The organism is Mesorhizobium sp. WSM4847 (assembly GCF_055811335.1).
Genome location: NZ_JBVVPY010000006.1, coordinates 265,745 through 281,844, shown reverse-complemented (window position 1 = coordinate 281,844; position 16,100 = coordinate 265,745). Strand labels below are relative to the sequence as shown.

Genomic DNA, 16,100 nt, shown 5'->3' with positions numbered 1-16,100 from the left:
AGCGCCTTGGCGTGCCTGCTCGCTTGCGTCGTTCCGAGTATCCCGGCTTTTGCCCAGGATATCAGCGGCATGGCAGCCGACGTTCCCACCGGTTCGCAAATGCTGCTGGCGGCAGATACGCTGGTCTATGACAATGACAACCAGACCGTAACGGCCGTCGGCGGCGTGCAGATCGATTATGGCGGCAACCGCCTCGTCGCCCAGCGGGTGGAATACAATCGCAACACCAAGCGGCTCGTCGCCAGCGGCAATGTCGAGGTCATCAACAGCGACGGCACCAAGATCTATTCGCAGCATGTCGACATCACCGACGATTTTGCCGACGGCTTCGTCAACGCGCTGCGTGTCGAAACCGTCGACAAGACCTATTTCGCCGCCGAAAGCGCGGAACGCATGGGCGGCGTGCTGACGACGTTCCACAACGGCGTCTACACGGCCTGCGAGCCGTGCGAGGACAAGCCGGACAAAGCGCCGACCTGGCGCATCAAGGCCAGAAAGATCATCTGGAACGGCGAAAAGAAGACGGTTCGCTTCGAGAATTCGAATTTCGAGTTCTTCGGCTTTCCGCTCGCCTATCTGCCGGCCTTCGAGATTGCCGACCCGACCGTCAAGCGCAAGAGCGGCTTCCTGATCCCCAGCATCGCTTACAAGAGCGACCTCGGCCTCGGCGTCAAAGTCCCCTATTATTTCGCGCTCTCACCAACCTACGACCTCACCGTCACCGGCAGCGGCTATACCAGGCAGGGCTTTCTCGGCGAAGCCGAGTGGCGCCAGCGCTTCAACAACGGCCAGTACAGTCTGAAGATCGCCGGCATCCGGCAAGAGGATCCCGACGAGTTTATCGACGACGACGGGCGCAATGTCGATTCGGGTGCGGCCGGCGACCCGAACGAGTTCCGCGGCATGATGGGCACCAAGGGCCAGTTCGCTATCAATCCGCGCTGGGACTTCGGCTGGGACGTCCTGCTGCAGACCGACAAGAACTTCTCGCGCACCTACGCCATCGAAGACTTCGGCGACAGCGTGCATCGCTCCTCGATCTACCTGACCGGCCTCAACGGCCGCAACTATTTCGACGTGCGCGCCATGCGCTTTGTGGTCCAGGAAGAGGCACTCCCTGACGATCCGACCGCGCGCGCCGGCAAACAGCCCTGGGTGCTGCCCTCGCTCGACTACGCCTACATCCCCGACATGGCGGTGGGCGGCGGGCAGCTGTCGCTCAATATCAACGCGCAGGCTATCAGCCGCGACAGGCTGGATAGGGCCCTTGCCGATCCGAACAACGCTGCGTCCGTCACCAGTGTACGCGGCATCGAGGGCCAATCGGGCCGTCTCACTGCCGAAGCGGAATGGAAGCGCACCTTCACCACCGATGGCGGGCTGCTGCTGACGCCCCTGCTGGCGCTGCGCGGCGATGCCGGCTATGTCAACGCCTCTTCGGGATCGCTCAATGCCATCAATCAGATGGCGTCTAACCTCGGCGTCGACGACGATACGCGATCGTCGCTCGCCCGCTTCATGGCAACCGCCGGACTGGAAATGCGCTGGCCGGTGCTGTTCTCGTCGACCAGTTCCAGTCACATCTTCGAGCCGATGGCGCAGGTGTTCGTGCGTCCGAACGAGCAATATGTCGGCGGCCTCGCTGTTCCCAACGAGGACGCGCAGAGCTTCGTCTTTGATGCCACTACATTGTTCGAGCGCGACAAGTTCTCCGGCTACGACCGCTTGGAAGGCGGCACGCGCGCCAATGTCGGGCTGCGCTATTCCGGCGCCTATGACAATGGCTGGAGCACCAACGCGCTATTCGGCCAATCCTACCAGCTTGACGGCCAGAACTCCTTCGACGCGCCGGACCTGGTCAACGTCGGCGAAGATTCGGGCCTGGAGACCGCGAGCTCCGATTATGTCGGCCTTGTCGGCTTCAACAGCCCCGGCGGGCTTTCCGGCTCGGTCAGCGGCCGCTTCGACGAGCAGAGCTTCGAGATTCGCCGCGCCGAGGTGAAGGCAGCCTATTCCGGCCTGCCGATTTCGTTCAGCGCCAAATACGCCTTCATCCAGGCTCAGCCGCTCTATGGTTTCACGACCGATCGTCACGAGGTCACGCTCGGCGCCTCGGCGCAACTTGCTGAGAACTGGCGTGTCTTCGGTACCGGCACCTACGATCTCGAGCAAAGCGTCCTGGTCAAGGACGGGGTCGGCTTTGCCTATAGTGATGATTGCTTCACCTACTTGATGACGTTCTCGGAATCCCGCGACCTGAGCACCAAGGAAGTGTCGCAGAATATCGGTTTCAACCTGTCGTTTCGCACGCTCGGCGATTTCGGCTCGACGCAAAGCTCCTTCAACACTGTCCAGTAGCAGACCACTGGCCAATAACGGACAGGCGGAACGGGCGGCCGGCCAACACACCAGCCCGAAAAATTCAAAGTGTCTTGAGCATACGTCGTGCGTCAAAGTGGACGCACTTCGCAGCTAACGACATCGTTTCGCCGCATAGGGCAGGCACGGGTTCCAGTTCCCTCAAAATGCGATAAAATTGGGCCGCAACCGAGATAGGATTGGGATGCTTTCGATGAGGAAATACCTCTTTTCGGCAGGGTTCGCGCTGCTGGTGGCGGCGACCTCAGCCTCGATCACCATGATGACGCCGCCGGCTTTCGCCAGCCAGATCAAATACGTCGTCAACAACGTACCGATCACCACTGGCGACATCCAGCATCGGGCTGCCTTCCTGCGCCTGCAGCGCAAGAAGGGCAATGCCGCCGAGGAAATGATCGAGCAGACGCTGCGCGTCGCCGAAGCCAAGCGTCTCGGCATCCGCATCAGCGACGCCCAGGTCGAGGCCGCCTATCAGCGCTTTGCCACGACCAACAAGATGCAGCTCAAGCAACTCGATGGCGTCATGGCGCAGTCCGGCGTCGGCAAGGAGCATTTCAAGGAGTTCATCCGCTCCCAGATGGCCTGGAACCAGGCGCTGACCGCGCGCCATCGCTCAGAGAGCGGCGGCTCCGTGAGCGAGCAGGACGCAGTCAGGCGCATGCTCGACAAGGGCGGCAACAAGCCGACCGCCATGGAGTACATGCTGCAGCAGGTCATTTTCGTCGTGCCGGCGGCCGAGCGCAGCGCGACGCTGTCCAAGCGCAAGCGCGAGGCCGACGCCATGCGCGCCCGCTTCAACGGCTGCAACACCTCGCGCGAATTCGCCAAGGGCCTGATCGACGTCACCGTTCGCGATCTCGGCCGGATACTGGCGCCGCAATTGCCGCCGGACTGGGCCGACCAGATCAAGGCCACCAAGGTCGGCGGCGCCACCCCCACGCGCGAAACAGACCGCGGCGTCGAGTTCATCGGCATCTGCTCGTCGCGCGAAGTGTCCGACGACAAGGCCGCCCAGATGGTGTTCCAGAGCGAAGGCTCGAGTGGCAAGGACGCCGACGAACTCTCCACGAAATATGTCGAGGAGTTGCGGAAGAAAGCCCGCATCGTCGAGCGCTGAAGCCGCCAGAGGCAGCGCTGGCGCTGAGCGCCGGTGATCCATCCGGTGTTGGGCCGGAAATCGCCATTGCCGCCTGGCAGGCGCGCGACAGCGCAGGTGTGCCGCCCTTCTACCTTATAGCCGATCCGGCGCTGATTGCCGCACGGGCGCGCCTGCTCGGCGCCGATGTGCCAATCACGGAGACAGTGCCAGCCGAAGCGGAGCGCGTCTTTGAGCGCGCCCTGCCCGTCATGCCGCTTGGCGCCCGCTTCGTCGACGACCCCGGCCGGCCGGACCCGGCCAACGCCGCCGGCATCATCGAGGCCATCGACCGCGCTGTTGACGACTGCCTTGGCGGTCGCGCGGCGGCGGTCGTTTCGTGCCCGATCGCCAAGAAGCCGCTCTACGATGCCGGCTTCCGTTTTCCCGGTCACACTGAGTATCTGGCGCATCTGGCGACGCTCCACACCGGCGCACAAGCGATGCCGGTGATGATGCTTGCCGGTCCCGAGTTGCGCACGGTTCCGGTCACCATCCACATTGCACTGCGCGAGGTGCCGGAAGCGCTGACGACGGAATTGATCGTCGCGACCGCCCGCATCACCGCCGCCGACCTCGAATATCGCTTCGGCATTGCCAAGCCGCGGCTTGCCGTTGCCGGCCTCAATCCGCATGCCGGTAAAGGCGGCGCGATGGGCGCCGAGGACGAGCGCCTCATCCGCCCGGCGATCGAAAGGCTGAGGGCGGAGGGCATCGACGCTTTCGGGCCGCTGCCGGCCGACACGCTGTTCCGCGCCCGCGCCCGAGCCGGCTACGATGTGGCGCTGTGCATGTATCACGATCAGGCGCTAATCCCGGCTCAGGCGCTGGCGTTCGACGAGGCGGTCAACGTTACGCTCGGCCTACCCTTCATCCGCACTTCACCGGATCACGGCACCGCTTTCGATATCGCCGGCAAGGGCATAGCCCGGACCGACAGCCTGATCGCGGCGCTCAGGCTCGCCCGCAGGCTTGCGGACATCGGGGCGAAGGCTGCCGCCGCATGAGGCTTTGCATGAGAGCGGTCGCATGAGCATCGACGGGCTGCCGCCGTTACGCGCGGTGATCGAACGCCATGGGTTGCAGGCAAAAAAGGCGCTCGGCCAGAATTTCCTGCTCGACCTCAACCTTACCGGCAAGGTCGCGCGTGCCGCCGGCGACCTGACCGACGCCACGGTAATCGAGGTCGGTCCGGGTCCAGGTGGCCTGACCCGGGCGCTGCTTTCTCACGGCGCGGCTCGGGTCATCGCCATCGAGCGCGACGAGCGCTGCCTGGCAGCGCTCGCGGAGGTGTCAGATCACTATCCGGGCCGTTTGGAAATCATTGCCGGCGACGCGTTGAAGACGGATTTTGCAGCGCTTGCCGAAGGCGCACATGGAGGCAATGGATCTGTGAGGATCGTCGCCAACCTCCCCTACAATATCGGCACCGAACTTTTGATACGCTGGCTGACCGTCGCCGAGTGGCCGCCCTTTTACGCATCGATGACGCTTATGTTCCAGCGCGAGGTGGCCGAGCGCATCGTCGCCCGCCCCGGCAGCGATGCCTATGGCCGGCTGGGCGTGCTGGCAGGCTGGCGGACGGAGGCAAAAATCGCTTTCGACGTGCCGCCGCAAGCCTTCACGCCGCCGCCCAAGGTGGTGTCGTCGGTGGTGCATCTGGTGCCGCGGGCCAATCCGCTGCCCGCCGAAGTCAAGAAGCTCGGCCGCGTTACCGAAGCGGCCTTCGGCCAGCGCCGCAAAATGCTGCGGCAGAGCGTCAGGAGCCTCGGCGGCGAAGCCCTGCTCACCCGCGCCGGCATCGATCCGACGCGGCGGGCGGAAACCTTGAGCGTCGAGGAATTCGTGCGACTGACCAACGCGGTGTGATTGCGGCGGCCCCTAGTCCGTCTTCTCATCGAGCAGCCCCGAGACGAAATCGAACAGCCCGGGCCGGCGGTCGCGTCTGAGCCGCTCGGCGATGACTATGCCGCGTACCTCGGCGAAGGCACGGTCGAGATCGTCGTTGATGATGACGAAATCATATTCCTTCCAGTGCTCAATCTCGTTGCGAGCGTTCTTCAGACGCGTCTCGATCACCGATTCCTGGTCCTCGGCGCGGCGCTTCAGCCGCGCCTTCAACTCTTTCATCGAGGGCGGCAAGATGAAGATCGAGACGATGTCGGCGCGCATCTTCTCCTTGAGCTGCTGGGCGCCCTGCCAGTCGATGTCGAACAACATGTCGCGGCCCTGTGCCAGCGCCAGTTCGGCCGGCTCACGCGGCGTGGCATAGCAATTGCCATGCACTTCGGCCCATTCAAGCAGTTCGTCCGAATCGCGCAGCCGCTCGAACTCACGCATGGTGCGGAAATGATAGTGGACGCCTTCGATCTCGCTGCCGCGGCGCGGCCGCGTGGTGACGGAGACCGACAGTTCGAGACTGGAATCGCTCTCCAGAAGATTGCGCGCGATCGTCGACTTGCCGGCGCCGGACGGCGACGACAGCACGAGCATCAAACCCCGCCGGCGAATGCGGGAACCCAAATCCCTGGCAACCATAGGCTCCTTGGCGACCATCAGGGTTACTCCAGATTCTGGACCTGTTCGCGAAACTGGTCGACGACCGCTTTCAGCTCCAGCCCTATGGCGGTGATCGCAGCGGCGTTCGACTTCGAACACAGCGTATTCGATTCGCGGTTGAATTCCTGCGCCAGAAAATCGAGCTTGCGGCCGATGGCGCCGCCGCCTGCCAGCAGCACCCGGCCGGATGCAACATGTGTCTTCAGTCGGTCGATCTCCTCGCGGATGTCGGCCTTGGTGGCCAGGAACGCCGCTTCCATATGCAACCGGCTGGCATCGAGATTGGCGGAGGCATCCATCAGCAGCCGCACCTGCTCGGTAATCCGTTCGCGGATCACCGCCGGCTCGCGCGACGGATCGGCCTCGGCGCGCAGCGTCAGCGCCTCGATAGCGTCGATATGACCGGACAGCAGCGAGCGCAGGGCGGCGCCCTCGCCCTGGCGTGCCTGCTCCAGCCCGCCCAGCGCCACTTCGAGCGCCGAGAGTATCGCGCTGTCAAGCGCCGCCCGCGCCTCTTCGGTTTCGACGGTTTCGGGGATGTCGAGCACGCCGCGCAGCGAAAGCAGCCCGTCGGCTGTCGCAGGCGCTGCGCCGAACATCTCCTGCAGCCGCTGGGCCAGCCCCGCCAGATCTCTCAGGAAGGCCTCGTTGACCACGGGCTGCGCCTGCTGGCCGGGTGCGCGGCCGACGGTCAACGTTGCCTGGAAATTGCCGCGCGCAAAGCGCTTCTGCACCGTCTGCCTGACGGCCGGCTCAAGCCGCTCGAGGCCTTGCGGCAGCCGCAGCCTGACCTCGACGCTCTTGCCGTTGACCGACTTCACCTCCCAGGCGATCGACGTGCCGTCATGTTCGGCGACGGCCCGTGCAAAACCGGTCATGCTCTGCAAATTCATGATGCCCTTGCTTCCCCTGGCGCATGATCCCAGAAGCGGTTCCGGGCCAGATCGTGCGCGGCTTCAAAATCCGGAGCGCCTGTTCGCGTCGAATCGGACGCAGGGCGCTCCTGATGACAAAATCAGCACGTCCCGGCCGTCAGACGAATCGGAGGGACGACTTCACAACCGTCCGGGCGCTACTGCGCCGCCGCTCCGGCGTCGCCATCGCCGTCGTCAACCGGCGCGTCGGTCTGACCTTCCACCTTGGCGGCGTCGGCCTTGGCAGCACCGGCCTTGGCGGCTTCATCGGCCAGTTCCTTCTGCAGCGCCCGGTAGCGGGCGACGTTCTCGTTGTGCTCGGCCAGCGTCGCGGCAAAGACGTGACCGCCGGTGCCGTCGGCAACGAAATACAGGTCGTCGGTCTTCGACGGATTGGCGACGGCTTCCAGTGCCGCACGGCCAGGATTGGCGATCGGCGTCGGCGGCAAGCCGTTGATCAGATAAGTGTTGTAGGGCGTCGGCTTCTTGATGTCAGACTGATAGATCGGGCGGTCGGCGGGTTTGCCCTTGCCGCCGAACAGGCCGTAGATAATGGTCGGATCGGACTGCAGCCGCATGCCCTTGGCCAACCGGTTGAGGAAGACCGCCGCGACCCGCGAGCGTTCGTCGCCCTTGCCCGTCTCTTTCTCCACGATCGAAGCCAGGGTGACGAAGTCTTCGACACTGGCCAGAGGCAGATCGGGGGCGCGCCGCTGCCAGACTTCCTCGACAAGGTTCTTCTGGTCCGCCAAAAGCTTTTCGACCATCTGCTGGCGTGTCGCGCCGCGGGTGAAACGCAGCGTGTCGGTAGCAAGGCTGCCCTCGGGTGGAATGGTCCCCGGCATATCGCCGTCGAGCGCTGCCTGGTCGGCGATGCGCTGCAGCGCCTGCTCGACCGTCAGCCCCTCGGGGACGGTCAGCGAATACATCACCGACTTGCCGCTCTTCAGCAACTCCATGATGTCGCGCATCGAGGCCTGCGGCTTGATCTCGTATTCGCCGGCCTTCAGGGCGGAATCATTGCCAAAAGCGCGCACGCCAAGGCGGAAGATGCGCGCATCGCTGATCAGTCCGCGCCGCTCGAGCTGCTCTGCAATCTCCTGGACGCCGGTATTCGGCTTGACCAGGAAGGTGTCGGCATTGGCCGAAGGGCCGGGCTCGTTGAATTCCTGCTTGCCGAAATACAATGCAAAGCCAGCCGCGAGAACCAACAGCATCACCAGGGAGATGACGAAGTTCATGAATACGACGAACTGGCTGCGCGAGGCGCGCGAGCGCTTGGGCGGCGGCGTGCCGGCTTCAGGCCGCAATGCCTCGCTGGCCGTTTTCGGCACGATCGGACCCGACGGTGCGGACCGTTGCCCGAATTGCCCGTTGTCCGCCGAATTTGTGCTCATGGCGCCCTACCGTTTGGTCTTGCAACGAACCCCCTTGGGCACAGTAGGGGCGAATATGGCAAAATTGACGACACGCATAGACCGTGCCGGTCGGCGGACCGGTCAGCCATTGTAGCGCTGGAAGACCAGCGAGGCGTTGGTGCCGCCGAAGCCGAAAGAATTGGACAGCGCCACGTCGATTTGGCGGGCGCGCGGCTTGTGCGGCACCAGGTCGATCGCCGATTCGCGCTCCGGGTTGTCGAGATTGATGGTGGCCGGCGCGATGTTGTCGCGAATGGCGAGGATCGAAAAAATCGCCTCGGCGGCGCCCGCCGCACCCAGAAGGTGGCCTATCGACGACTTGGTCGACGACATCGATATTTTCGACGCGGCGTTGCCGACCAGCCGCTCGACGGCGCCCAGTTCGATCGTGTCAGCCATGGTCGAGGTGCCGTGCGCATTGATGTAGTCGACGTCTGCGGGCGTCAGCTTGGCCCGGTTCAGCGCCGCAACCATACAACGGAAGGCGCCGTCACCATCTTCGGCCGGCGCGGTGATGTGATAGGCATCGCCGGTCAAGCCGTAACCGGTGACCTCGGCATAGATCTTGGCGCCGCGCGCCTTGGCGTGTTCCAGTTCCTCCAGAATGACGACGCCGGCGCCCTCGCCCATGACGAAGCCGTCGCGGTCGCGGTCATAGGGACGCGAGGCCGTTTCCGGAGCGTCGTTGCGGTCGGTCGACAGCGCCCGGCAAGCGGCGAAGCCGGCGATCGACAGCCGCGTCACCGGCGCTTCCGTGCCGCCTGCGACCATCACGTCGGCATCGCCCCACATGATCAGCCGGGCGGCATCGCCGATGGCATGCGCACCAGTGGAGCAAGCGGTGACGACGGCGTGGTTGGGGCCTTTCAGCCCATGCCGGATCGAAACCTGGCCGGATACAAGATTGATGATCTGGCCGGGGATGAAGAACGGGCTGATGCGGCGCGGACCGCGCTCCTTCAGGATCATCGCGTTCTCGGCGATGCCTTCGATGCCGCCGATGCCGGAGCCGATCAGCACGCCGGTGGCGCATTGCTCCTGATGCGTCTTCGGCGCCCACCCCGAATCCTTCAGCGCCTCGTCGGCGGCCGCGATCCCGTAGAGGATGAAGTCGCCGATCTTGCGCAGTTCCTTCGGCTCGAGAACGGTCTCGGGATTGAAGGTGGCATTCTCACCATTGCCGCGCGGGATGACGTGGGCGACCTTGCAGGCAAGATCCTCCACCTCGAACTCGGTGATCCGCTTGGCTGCGCTGCGGCCGGTCAGAAGTTCCTTCCAACCGTGCTCAAAGCCTACGCCGAACGGCGAAAGCAGCCCAAGGCCCGTGACGACGACACGCCTCATCGCAGGTCCTCCTCGGTGATGACTGCAAATAGCGTCAGGCCGAAGCCTTGTCGATGTACTTCACCGCATCGCCGACAGTCAGGATGGTTTCGGCCGCATCGTCCGGGATCTCGACGCCGAATTCTTCTTCGAACGCCATGACGAGTTCGACCGTGTCGAGACTGTCCGCGCCCAGATCATCGATGAAGCTCGCCTGCTCCGTCACCTTGTCGGCATCGACGCCAAGGTGCTCGATAACGATCTTCTTGACGCGCTCTGCGGTGTCACTCATTTGGGCATCCTCGTCTTTTGTTTGTCTGTCTTCGTTAGCGGGCAGAATGCCGCTAATCAAGCTGAAAGATGGTCCTGTCGGAAACGCAACGGCACCGGACCGGTTTTTGCCCGAACCGCCGGGTTGCGGGCCGCATTACACGAAAATCGGCCGGGCTCCAAGGCGAAAAGGGGTGTTTCCCGCAACTGTCAAATCATCGCCATGCCGCCATTGACGTGAATGGTCTGGCCGGTGACATAGGCGGCTTCGTTGGAAGCGAGGTAGGCGACGGCGGAGGCGACTTCGGCGATGGTGCCCATGCGCCGTGTCGGAATCGCCGCCATGATCGCCTCTTTCTGCTTGTCGTTGAGCTTGTCGGTCATCGCCGATTCGATGAAGCCCGGGGCGACGCAGTTGACGGTGATGTTGCGCGTGGCGATCTCCTGCGCCAGCGACTTGGAAAAGCCGATCATGCCGGCCTTGGAGGCGCAGTAGTTGGTTTGGCCGGGATTGCCGGTGACGGCAACCACAGAGGTGATGTTGATGATGCGGCCATGCCGGCGCCGCATCATCGGATGGGTGAGTTCGCGGGTCAGCCGGAACACGGCGGTCAGATTGACCTCGAGCACCGAATCCCAGTCGGCGTCCGCCATGCGCACGAACAGCCCGTCCTTGGTGATGCCGGCATTGTTCACGAGAATGTCGACGCCTTCGAGATCGGCCTCGGCCTTCTGGCCGAGCGCCTTGACCTCGTCGCGATTGGAAAGGTTCGCCGGGAACAGCTTGACCCGGTCGCCGAGTTCGGCCGCCAGCGTTTCCAGCTTCTCGACGCGGGTGCCGTGCAGGCCGACGACAGCGCCCTGCGCATGCAGCACCCTGGCGATCGCCTCGCCGATGCCTCCCGATGCGCCTGTGACGAGCGCCTTGCGGCCGGTCAATTCAAACATGTCTTATCCTCTTCTCAATCGTACAAGCCGGGTGAGTTCGGCTACCTCTAAACGCGTGGTTCACCCCAACGCCGCCAGCGCCGCCTCGACATCGGCCGGCGTGCCGACCGCGCCGGTGGCGATGTCGCGGTTGATGCGCCGCGCCAGTCCCGACAGCACCTTGCCGGCACCCACCTCGTACAGCGTCGCAATGCCGTTGGCGCCAAACCATTCCACCGTTTCGCGCCAGCGCACGCGCCCCGTCACCTGTTCGACCAGGCGGTGGGCGATTGCATCCGGATCGCTGGACGGCGTGACCGACACGTTGGAAACCACGGGTACGAACGGCGCGTTCTTCGTCACGCCGGCCAGCGCCTCGCGCATGACCTCGGCCGCCGGTGCCATCAGCGCCGAATGGAAGGGCGCCGAGACCTGCAGCATCAGCACCCGCTTGGCGCCCTTTTCCGTGCACAGCTTCGCCGCCTGCTCGACGGCCGCCCTGGCGCCGGAGATCACCAGTTGGCCACCGCCATTGTCGTTGGCGATCTGGCAAATCGAATCTTTGGCCGCTTCAGCGCAGGCGGCTTCGACATCGGCCTGTTCCAGCCCGATGATCGCCGCCATGGCGCCCTCGCCGGCCGGCACAGCCGCCTGCATGGCATTGCCGCGGATACGCAAGAGCCGGGCGGCATCGGCGACCGAAACGAAACCGGCGGCGGCAAGTGCCGAATATTCGCCGAGCGAATGGCCGGCGACATAGGCGACCTTGTGCTTCAGCGAGAGGCCGCGCGATTCCAGCGCCCGGATCGCGGCGAGCGACACAGCCATCAGCGCCGGCTGGGCATTGGTGGTCAGCGTCAGCCTCTCTTCCGGCCCTTCCCAGATCAGCTTCGACAGGTTTTCGCCGAGCGCGTCGTCGACCTCTTCGAAGATCTTCCGCGATTCCGGAAAGGCGTCGGCGAGGTCCTTGCCCATGCCGACAGCCTGGCTGCCCTGTCCCGGAAAGGTGAATGCGACGGCCATGCGTGCCTCCCAAGCGGCTGATTTTTCCTGCCTGTGACGCAAGGCGGGCGGACAAGTCAAGTCCGCTAGCACCCCGACCCGCGCCGCTCCGGCTCGGTATCGCTGGCCGAGTACCTGTTCCAAAAGGCTTTTTTTCGATCACTCATGATGAAAATCGCTCACGATTCGTTTGCTGGCTCTTCTTATTTCAGCCACAGACGCTAGCTTTTCGTGACATATCGATGACAGCTCAATGACACTTGTGTGTATGGTCGGGGGAATTGTAAGGTGGCAAGGATCAAGAAAGGCGTTGGCAAATCCGCGCCACAGTTTCTAGAAGGCGATCCGGCCACCGGCTATCTGCCGGGCCGGAAATGGCCTGTTATCCGCTATGGCCTCGTCAGCCTTCTCGCCGCCACCATCCTGGTTTTTGCCATCGAACTGATCGTGCGCGGCGACTTTGCCGGCACCGTCGGCTTCTTCCTGCAGCCCTTCAAGCCGGGCTGGACCACCATCATCATCTTCGCGCTGATCCTCATCGGCCTCGATGCCGTGCTCGGCCGCAGCCACCAGAGCCTGATGATCGTCGCGCCGCTGACGCTTGCGCTGGCCTTTGTCGGCCACCAGAAATCGCTCTATCTCGGCGATCCGCTCTATCCGACCGATTTCCTCTATTCACGTCAGATCGTGGCGCTGATGCCGCTGCTGGTGCGCGAACGTCCGGGAACCGCCATCGCTCTGGCGGTCGGCATCGTCGGCAGCCTCTCGCTGCTCGTTTATGGCTGGCGGCTGTGGCGCCGCCGCGTACCGGCGCTCGGTCGCAAGGGGCGCCTAGCCCGGCTGACGCTGACCGTGCCGCTGCTCGCCTTCTTCGTGTCGATCATGGATTACGCGACGTTCTCGTGGACCCGCGACCGGCTGCAAATCATCCCGATCATGTGGGACCAGAAGGAAAATTACGCCTCCAACGGCTTCGCACTGGCCTTCGCCCTCAACGTGCCAATGGCCCATGTCCCCGCGCCTGCCGGCTACTCCGACAAGGCGATCGCGGCGATCGAAAGATCTGATGTGAAGGCATCGGTGCCGGCCGAGAAGCCAGACATCATCATCGTCATGAGCGAATCATTCTGGGATCCAACCGAACTGCCCGGCGTCACCATCACGCCCGATCCGATTCCCAATGTGCGGGCGTTGCGCTCCGGCCACGTGTTCTCGCCCGAATTCGGCGGCATGACCGCCAATGTCGAGTTCGAGGCGCTGACCGGCTTTTCCAACGCCTTCCTGCCGGCCGGCAGTATCCCCTACCAGCAATATGTCCGCGCGCCGGTGCCGTCGATGGCGACGTTCCTGAAGAGCCAGGGCTATGAGACGCGCGCCATCCATCCGGGTACAAGCTGGTTCTGGAACCGAACGCCGGTCTATGCCGATTTCGGCTTCGATGACTTCAAGTCCGAAGAAAACATGCCATATCTCGAAAAGCGCGGGCCGCTGACGTCGGACGCGGCGATGACCGACGAGATCATCCGCGAAGCCGACGCCACGGACGATCCGTTCTTCTACTTCGCCGTCAGCCTGCAAAACCACGGACCCTACGAACCGAATCGCTATTACAATCCGACCCACAAGGTGCAGGCTCCGACCAGCCAGTGGGCAAAGGATTCGCTGCTGAGCTTCACGGAAGGCGCATCCGACGCCGACAAGAGCCTCGAGCGCCTCATCGAATGGGCGAAGAACCGGCGGCGACCGACGGTCATCGCCTTCTTCGGCGACCATCTGCCGCCGCTCGGTCCGGTCTATGTCGAGACCGGCTTCCTTAGGGATAACGTCGCGCCGCGCAAGGAGCCGCCCGACCAGATGCTGCTGCATCACAAGACGCCGCTGGTGGTATGGTCGAACCGCACCGGGCCGACCGCGGACATGGGTGCGGTAAGCCCGGCTTTCCTGCCCTACCATATCCTGACCACGGCCGGGATCAGCCACCCCTATTACACCGGCTTCCTCGGCCAGATGCGCGAGCGCTACAGCGTCGTCGACCGCAATTTGTTATTGACGCCGACGGGCGAGGACACGCCCGACTGGGCGCGCAAGAAGCAAATCGACCCGGCGATTCGCGATTTCCGTCTGCTGCAATACGACATGATGTTCGGCAAGCGCCGTGCAGCGCCCGATTTCTTCCCGGAGACGGTGAACAAGCGGGTCCCGCATACAAGCTGAAGATGCGCGACATGTCGTCCTGAGCGCGGTGGTTTTTCGGCTCGCCCTTGTCTTGCGGCCAAATTCCTGTATAGACGCCCGCAATCTGCCGGTCCTTGCTGGGGGCTGAACGGAGGGCCGGAGGTTTTTCGAAACCTTCGTGTGGAGCCAGAAGCGCTTCCGCCTCCCGTGTCTCCGCTCTCGACCGTCTCGTCATGCTCCTTTCTTCCCCGCCCCGCCAGGGATCGCCGGGTCAGAGAAGTTGCAGAGGCTTTTGCCGCCGGGACCGGGAGAGAAACGAAGAAAGGCAAAGAACAATATGGCTCTTTACGAACATGTGTTTCTTGCCCGGCAGGACCTCTCGCAGCAGCAGGTCGATGCGCTTGTCGAACAGTACAAGAGCGTCATCTCCGCGAATGGCGGGTCCGTCGGCCGGGTCGAGAACTGGGGACTGAAGTCCCTCACCTACCGGGTCAACAAGAACCGGAAGGCATACTATACGCTGATGGACATCACCTGCCCGCCGGCCGCGCTCAACGAGATGGAGCGCCAGATGGGCCTGTCCGAGGATGTGCTGCGTTTCCTCACCATCAAGGTCGATGCGCATGAGGAAGGCCCGTCGGCAATGATGCAGAAGCGCGAAGAGCGCTCGGAACGCGGCGGCTTCGGCGACCGTGACCGTGGCCCGCGCTCGTTCGGCGACCGCGATCGCGGCGACCGTGGCGATCGCCCGCCGCGCAGCTTCGGTGGCGATGGTGCAGACCGTGGCCCGCGCCGTCCGCGCGAAGCTGTTGAAGGGGGAGCAGAATAATGGTCGACATCAACCAGATCCCGACCCGGCGCCCGTTTCACCGCCGCCGCAAGACTTGCCCGTTCTCCGGCGCCAACGCGCCCAAGATCGACTACAAGGACGTGCGTCTTCTGCAGCGCTATATTTCCGAGCGCGGCAAGATCGTGCCGTCGCGCATCACCGCCGTCAGCCAGAAGAAGCAGCGCGAACTCGCCAAGGCGATCAAGCGCGCCCGCTTCCTCGGCCTGCTGCCCTACGTGGTTCGCTGACACTGATTAGGTGACCAAGATCTTATCCGAAAACCGGTTTCCACTTTTCGGGATCATGGTCTAGCCAGCGGGCGGTTCGCCGCCCGCTTTTCCCACGGCGACGGGCGCCGCAGGTTGCCATCAAATCCCGGGTTGAGGTGAAGACCTCTAACTGCCGCGACAGGCAGGACAGCGACATCGGCGGCGACGCCCTCAGCTTCCTGACCTGTTCCAGACAATTCGGCGTCGATGCCAGTGACTTGGCGCCCCAAACGAAGGAACAAAACCATGGAAGTCATTCTTCTCGAACGCGTTTCCCGCCTCGGCCAGATGGGCGATACCGTCAAGGTCAAGGATGGATTCGCCCGCAACTTCCTGCTGCCGCAGGGCAAGGCGCTGCGCGCCAACGAAGCCAACAAGAAGAAATTCGAAGGCCAGCGCGCCCAGCTCGAAGCCCGCAACCTCGAGCGCAAGTCCGAGGCGATGCAGATTTCGGAGAAGCTGGACGGCAAGAGCTTCATCGCCGTGCGTTCGGCCGGCGAAACCGGCCAGCTCTACGGCTCGGTGTCGACCCGCGACATCGCCGAGTTGCTGACGGCGGAAGGTTTCTCGGTGAACCGCAACCAGATCCTACTCAACCAGCCGATCAAGACCATCGGCCTGACCAATGTGGCGATCGCCCTGCATCCGGAAGTCGAGGTCACCATCACGCTCAACATCGCCCGCACGGCCGACGAAGCCGAGCGCCAGGCCAAGGGCGAGACGCTGACCACAGCCGAAGCCATCTATGGCGACGACATCAACGACAATGCGCGCCCGGACAACTTCTTCGATCCCAATGCCGAGTTCGAAGGCGGCGAAGACAACGGCTGATTGCACGTCACAAGGCGTCAGAGCGGCGCTTTAAAACGTTCCGTCGGCTTCCAGTCATTTCTGGACCAA

At 63.6% G+C, this 16,100-nt stretch carries 15 protein-coding genes; 8 read left to right on the top strand and 7 right to left on the bottom strand.

All coding sequences use genetic code 11. The annotated features are described in order from the left end of the window. The first annotated feature begins 69 nt into the window (after positions 1-69). The 4 genes from AC0L28_RS11300 to rsmA all read left to right on the top strand — a co-directional run bounded on the left by AC0L28_RS11300 (position 70) and on the right by rsmA (position 5,383). A complete protein-coding gene (locus AC0L28_RS11300; RefSeq protein WP_473477415.1) occupies positions 70-2,358 on the top strand; it encodes an LPS-assembly protein LptD in 2,289 nt (762 codons plus the stop codon). A 205-nt stretch (positions 2,359-2,563) separates the two neighbouring features. Then, entirely contained in the window at positions 2,564-3,496 is a 933-nt protein-coding gene (locus AC0L28_RS11295; RefSeq protein WP_023800699.1) for a peptidylprolyl isomerase, read from the top strand. Beyond that, a complete protein-coding gene (pdxA, locus tag AC0L28_RS11290; RefSeq protein ID WP_473477509.1) occupies positions 3,493-4,521 on the top strand; it encodes a 4-hydroxythreonine-4-phosphate dehydrogenase PdxA in 1,029 nt (342 codons plus the stop codon). Before AC0L28_RS11295 ends, pdxA begins: the two co-directional genes overlap by 4 nt. 22 nt (positions 4,522-4,543) lie before the next feature. Continuing rightward, a complete protein-coding gene (rsmA, locus tag AC0L28_RS11285; RefSeq protein WP_287174196.1) occupies positions 4,544-5,383 on the top strand; it encodes a 16S rRNA (adenine(1518)-N(6)/adenine(1519)-N(6))-dimethyltransferase RsmA in 840 nt (279 codons plus the stop codon). 12 nt (positions 5,384-5,395) lie between these two features. On the opposite strand, the gene gmk is transcribed toward rsmA, so the two are convergent. From gmk to fabD, 7 genes are all read right to left on the bottom strand, one after another. Continuing rightward, positions 5,396-6,070 carry a guanylate kinase gene (gene gmk / locus AC0L28_RS11280; RefSeq protein ID WP_027152668.1) on the bottom strand — a complete coding sequence of 225 codons (675 nt, stop codon included), beginning with the start codon at positions 6,068-6,070 and terminating at the stop codon, positions 5,396-5,398. 5 nt (positions 6,071-6,075) lie between these two features. Continuing rightward, a complete protein-coding gene (locus AC0L28_RS11275) occupies positions 6,076-6,966 on the bottom strand; it encodes a YicC/YloC family endoribonuclease (RefSeq protein WP_287174194.1) in 891 nt (296 codons plus the stop codon). A gap of 179 nt (positions 6,967-7,145) precedes the next feature. Beyond that, positions 7,146-8,384, bottom strand: coding sequence for an endolytic transglycosylase MltG (gene mltG, locus AC0L28_RS11270; protein ID WP_128172740.1), 1,239 nt, complete (start codon positions 8,382-8,384; stop codon positions 7,146-7,148). A gap of 102 nt (positions 8,385-8,486) precedes the next feature. Continuing rightward, positions 8,487-9,749 carry a beta-ketoacyl-ACP synthase II gene (gene fabF / locus AC0L28_RS11265; RefSeq protein WP_419696608.1) on the bottom strand — a complete coding sequence of 421 codons (1,263 nt, stop codon included), beginning with the start codon at positions 9,747-9,749 and terminating at the stop codon, positions 8,487-8,489. A gap of 34 nt (positions 9,750-9,783) precedes the next feature. Further along, positions 9,784-10,020: an acyl carrier protein gene (locus AC0L28_RS11260; RefSeq protein WP_006203723.1), complete on the bottom strand. Its 237-nt coding sequence runs from the start codon at positions 10,018-10,020 to the stop codon at positions 9,784-9,786. 188 nt (positions 10,021-10,208) lie between these two features. Beyond that, positions 10,209-10,946, bottom strand: a complete 738-nt coding sequence (gene fabG / locus AC0L28_RS11255; protein WP_473477411.1) for a 3-oxoacyl-[acyl-carrier-protein] reductase — start codon at positions 10,944-10,946, stop codon at positions 10,209-10,211. Positions 10,947-11,006: 60 nt separating this feature from the next. Continuing rightward, positions 11,007-11,948, bottom strand: a complete 942-nt coding sequence (gene fabD, locus AC0L28_RS11250) for an ACP S-malonyltransferase (protein WP_287214301.1) — start codon at positions 11,946-11,948, stop codon at positions 11,007-11,009. A gap of 267 nt (positions 11,949-12,215) precedes the next feature. Between fabD and AC0L28_RS11245 the strand changes: the two genes are divergently transcribed. The 4 genes from AC0L28_RS11245 (at position 12,216) to rplI (ending at position 16,031) form a co-directional block, all read left to right on the top strand. Further along, the gene (locus AC0L28_RS11245; protein ID WP_473477409.1) at positions 12,216-14,141 is read left to right on the top strand and encodes an LTA synthase family protein; all 1,926 of its coding nucleotides are present in this window, start codon (positions 12,216-12,218) and stop codon (positions 14,139-14,141) included. Positions 14,142-14,439: 298 nt separating this feature from the next. Continuing rightward, on the top strand, positions 14,440-14,931 hold the full coding sequence (rpsF, locus tag AC0L28_RS11240) for a 30S ribosomal protein S6 (RefSeq protein ID WP_023800709.1): 492 nt from the start codon (positions 14,440-14,442) through the stop codon (positions 14,929-14,931). After that, entirely contained in the window at positions 14,931-15,179 is a 249-nt protein-coding gene (gene rpsR, locus AC0L28_RS11235; protein ID WP_006203718.1) for a 30S ribosomal protein S18, read from the top strand. The genes rpsF and rpsR overlap by 1 nt, the downstream gene beginning before the upstream one ends. A gap of 267 nt (positions 15,180-15,446) precedes the next feature. Then, complete coding sequence (gene rplI, locus AC0L28_RS11230) at positions 15,447-16,031, top strand: 50S ribosomal protein L9 (RefSeq protein ID WP_027152677.1); 585 nt, start codon at positions 15,447-15,449, stop codon at positions 16,029-16,031. Positions 16,032-16,100: the final 69 nt, after the last annotated feature.

What these genes read in the sequence shown, in the direction of transcription:
- AC0L28_RS11300 (WP_473477415.1), top strand. Translation starts at nt 70, where the DNA reads ATGGCAGCCGACGTTCCCACCGGTTCGCAAATGCTGCTGGCGGCAGAT.
- AC0L28_RS11295 (WP_023800699.1), top strand. Translation starts at nt 2,564, where the DNA reads ATGCTTTCGATGAGGAAATACCTCTTTTCGGCAGGGTTCGCGCTGCTG.
- rsmA (WP_287174196.1), top strand. Translation starts at nt 4,544, where the DNA reads ATGAGCATCGACGGGCTGCCGCCGTTACGCGCGGTGATCGAACGCCAT.
- gmk (WP_027152668.1), bottom strand. Translation starts at nt 6,070, where the DNA reads ATGGTCGCCAAGGAGCCTATGGTTGCCAGGGATTTGGGTTCCCGCATT.
- AC0L28_RS11275 (WP_287174194.1), bottom strand. Translation starts at nt 6,966, where the DNA reads ATGAATTTGCAGAGCATGACCGGTTTTGCACGGGCCGTCGCCGAACAT.
- mltG (WP_128172740.1), bottom strand. Translation starts at nt 8,384, where the DNA reads ATGAGCACAAATTCGGCGGACAACGGGCAATTCGGGCAACGGTCCGCA.
- fabF (WP_419696608.1), bottom strand. Translation starts at nt 9,749, where the DNA reads ATGAGGCGTGTCGTCGTCACGGGCCTTGGGCTGCTTTCGCCGTTCGGC.
- AC0L28_RS11260 (WP_006203723.1), bottom strand. Translation starts at nt 10,020, where the DNA reads ATGAGTGACACCGCAGAGCGCGTCAAGAAGATCGTTATCGAGCACCTT.
- fabG (WP_473477411.1), bottom strand. Translation starts at nt 10,946, where the DNA reads ATGTTTGAATTGACCGGCCGCAAGGCGCTCGTCACAGGCGCATCGGGA.
- fabD (WP_287214301.1), bottom strand. Translation starts at nt 11,948, where the DNA reads ATGGCCGTCGCATTCACCTTTCCGGGACAGGGCAGCCAGGCTGTCGGC.
- rpsF (WP_023800709.1), top strand. Translation starts at nt 14,440, where the DNA reads ATGGCTCTTTACGAACATGTGTTTCTTGCCCGGCAGGACCTCTCGCAG.
- rpsR (WP_006203718.1), top strand. Translation starts at nt 14,931, where the DNA reads ATGGTCGACATCAACCAGATCCCGACCCGGCGCCCGTTTCACCGCCGC.
- rplI (WP_027152677.1), top strand. Translation starts at nt 15,447, where the DNA reads ATGGAAGTCATTCTTCTCGAACGCGTTTCCCGCCTCGGCCAGATGGGC.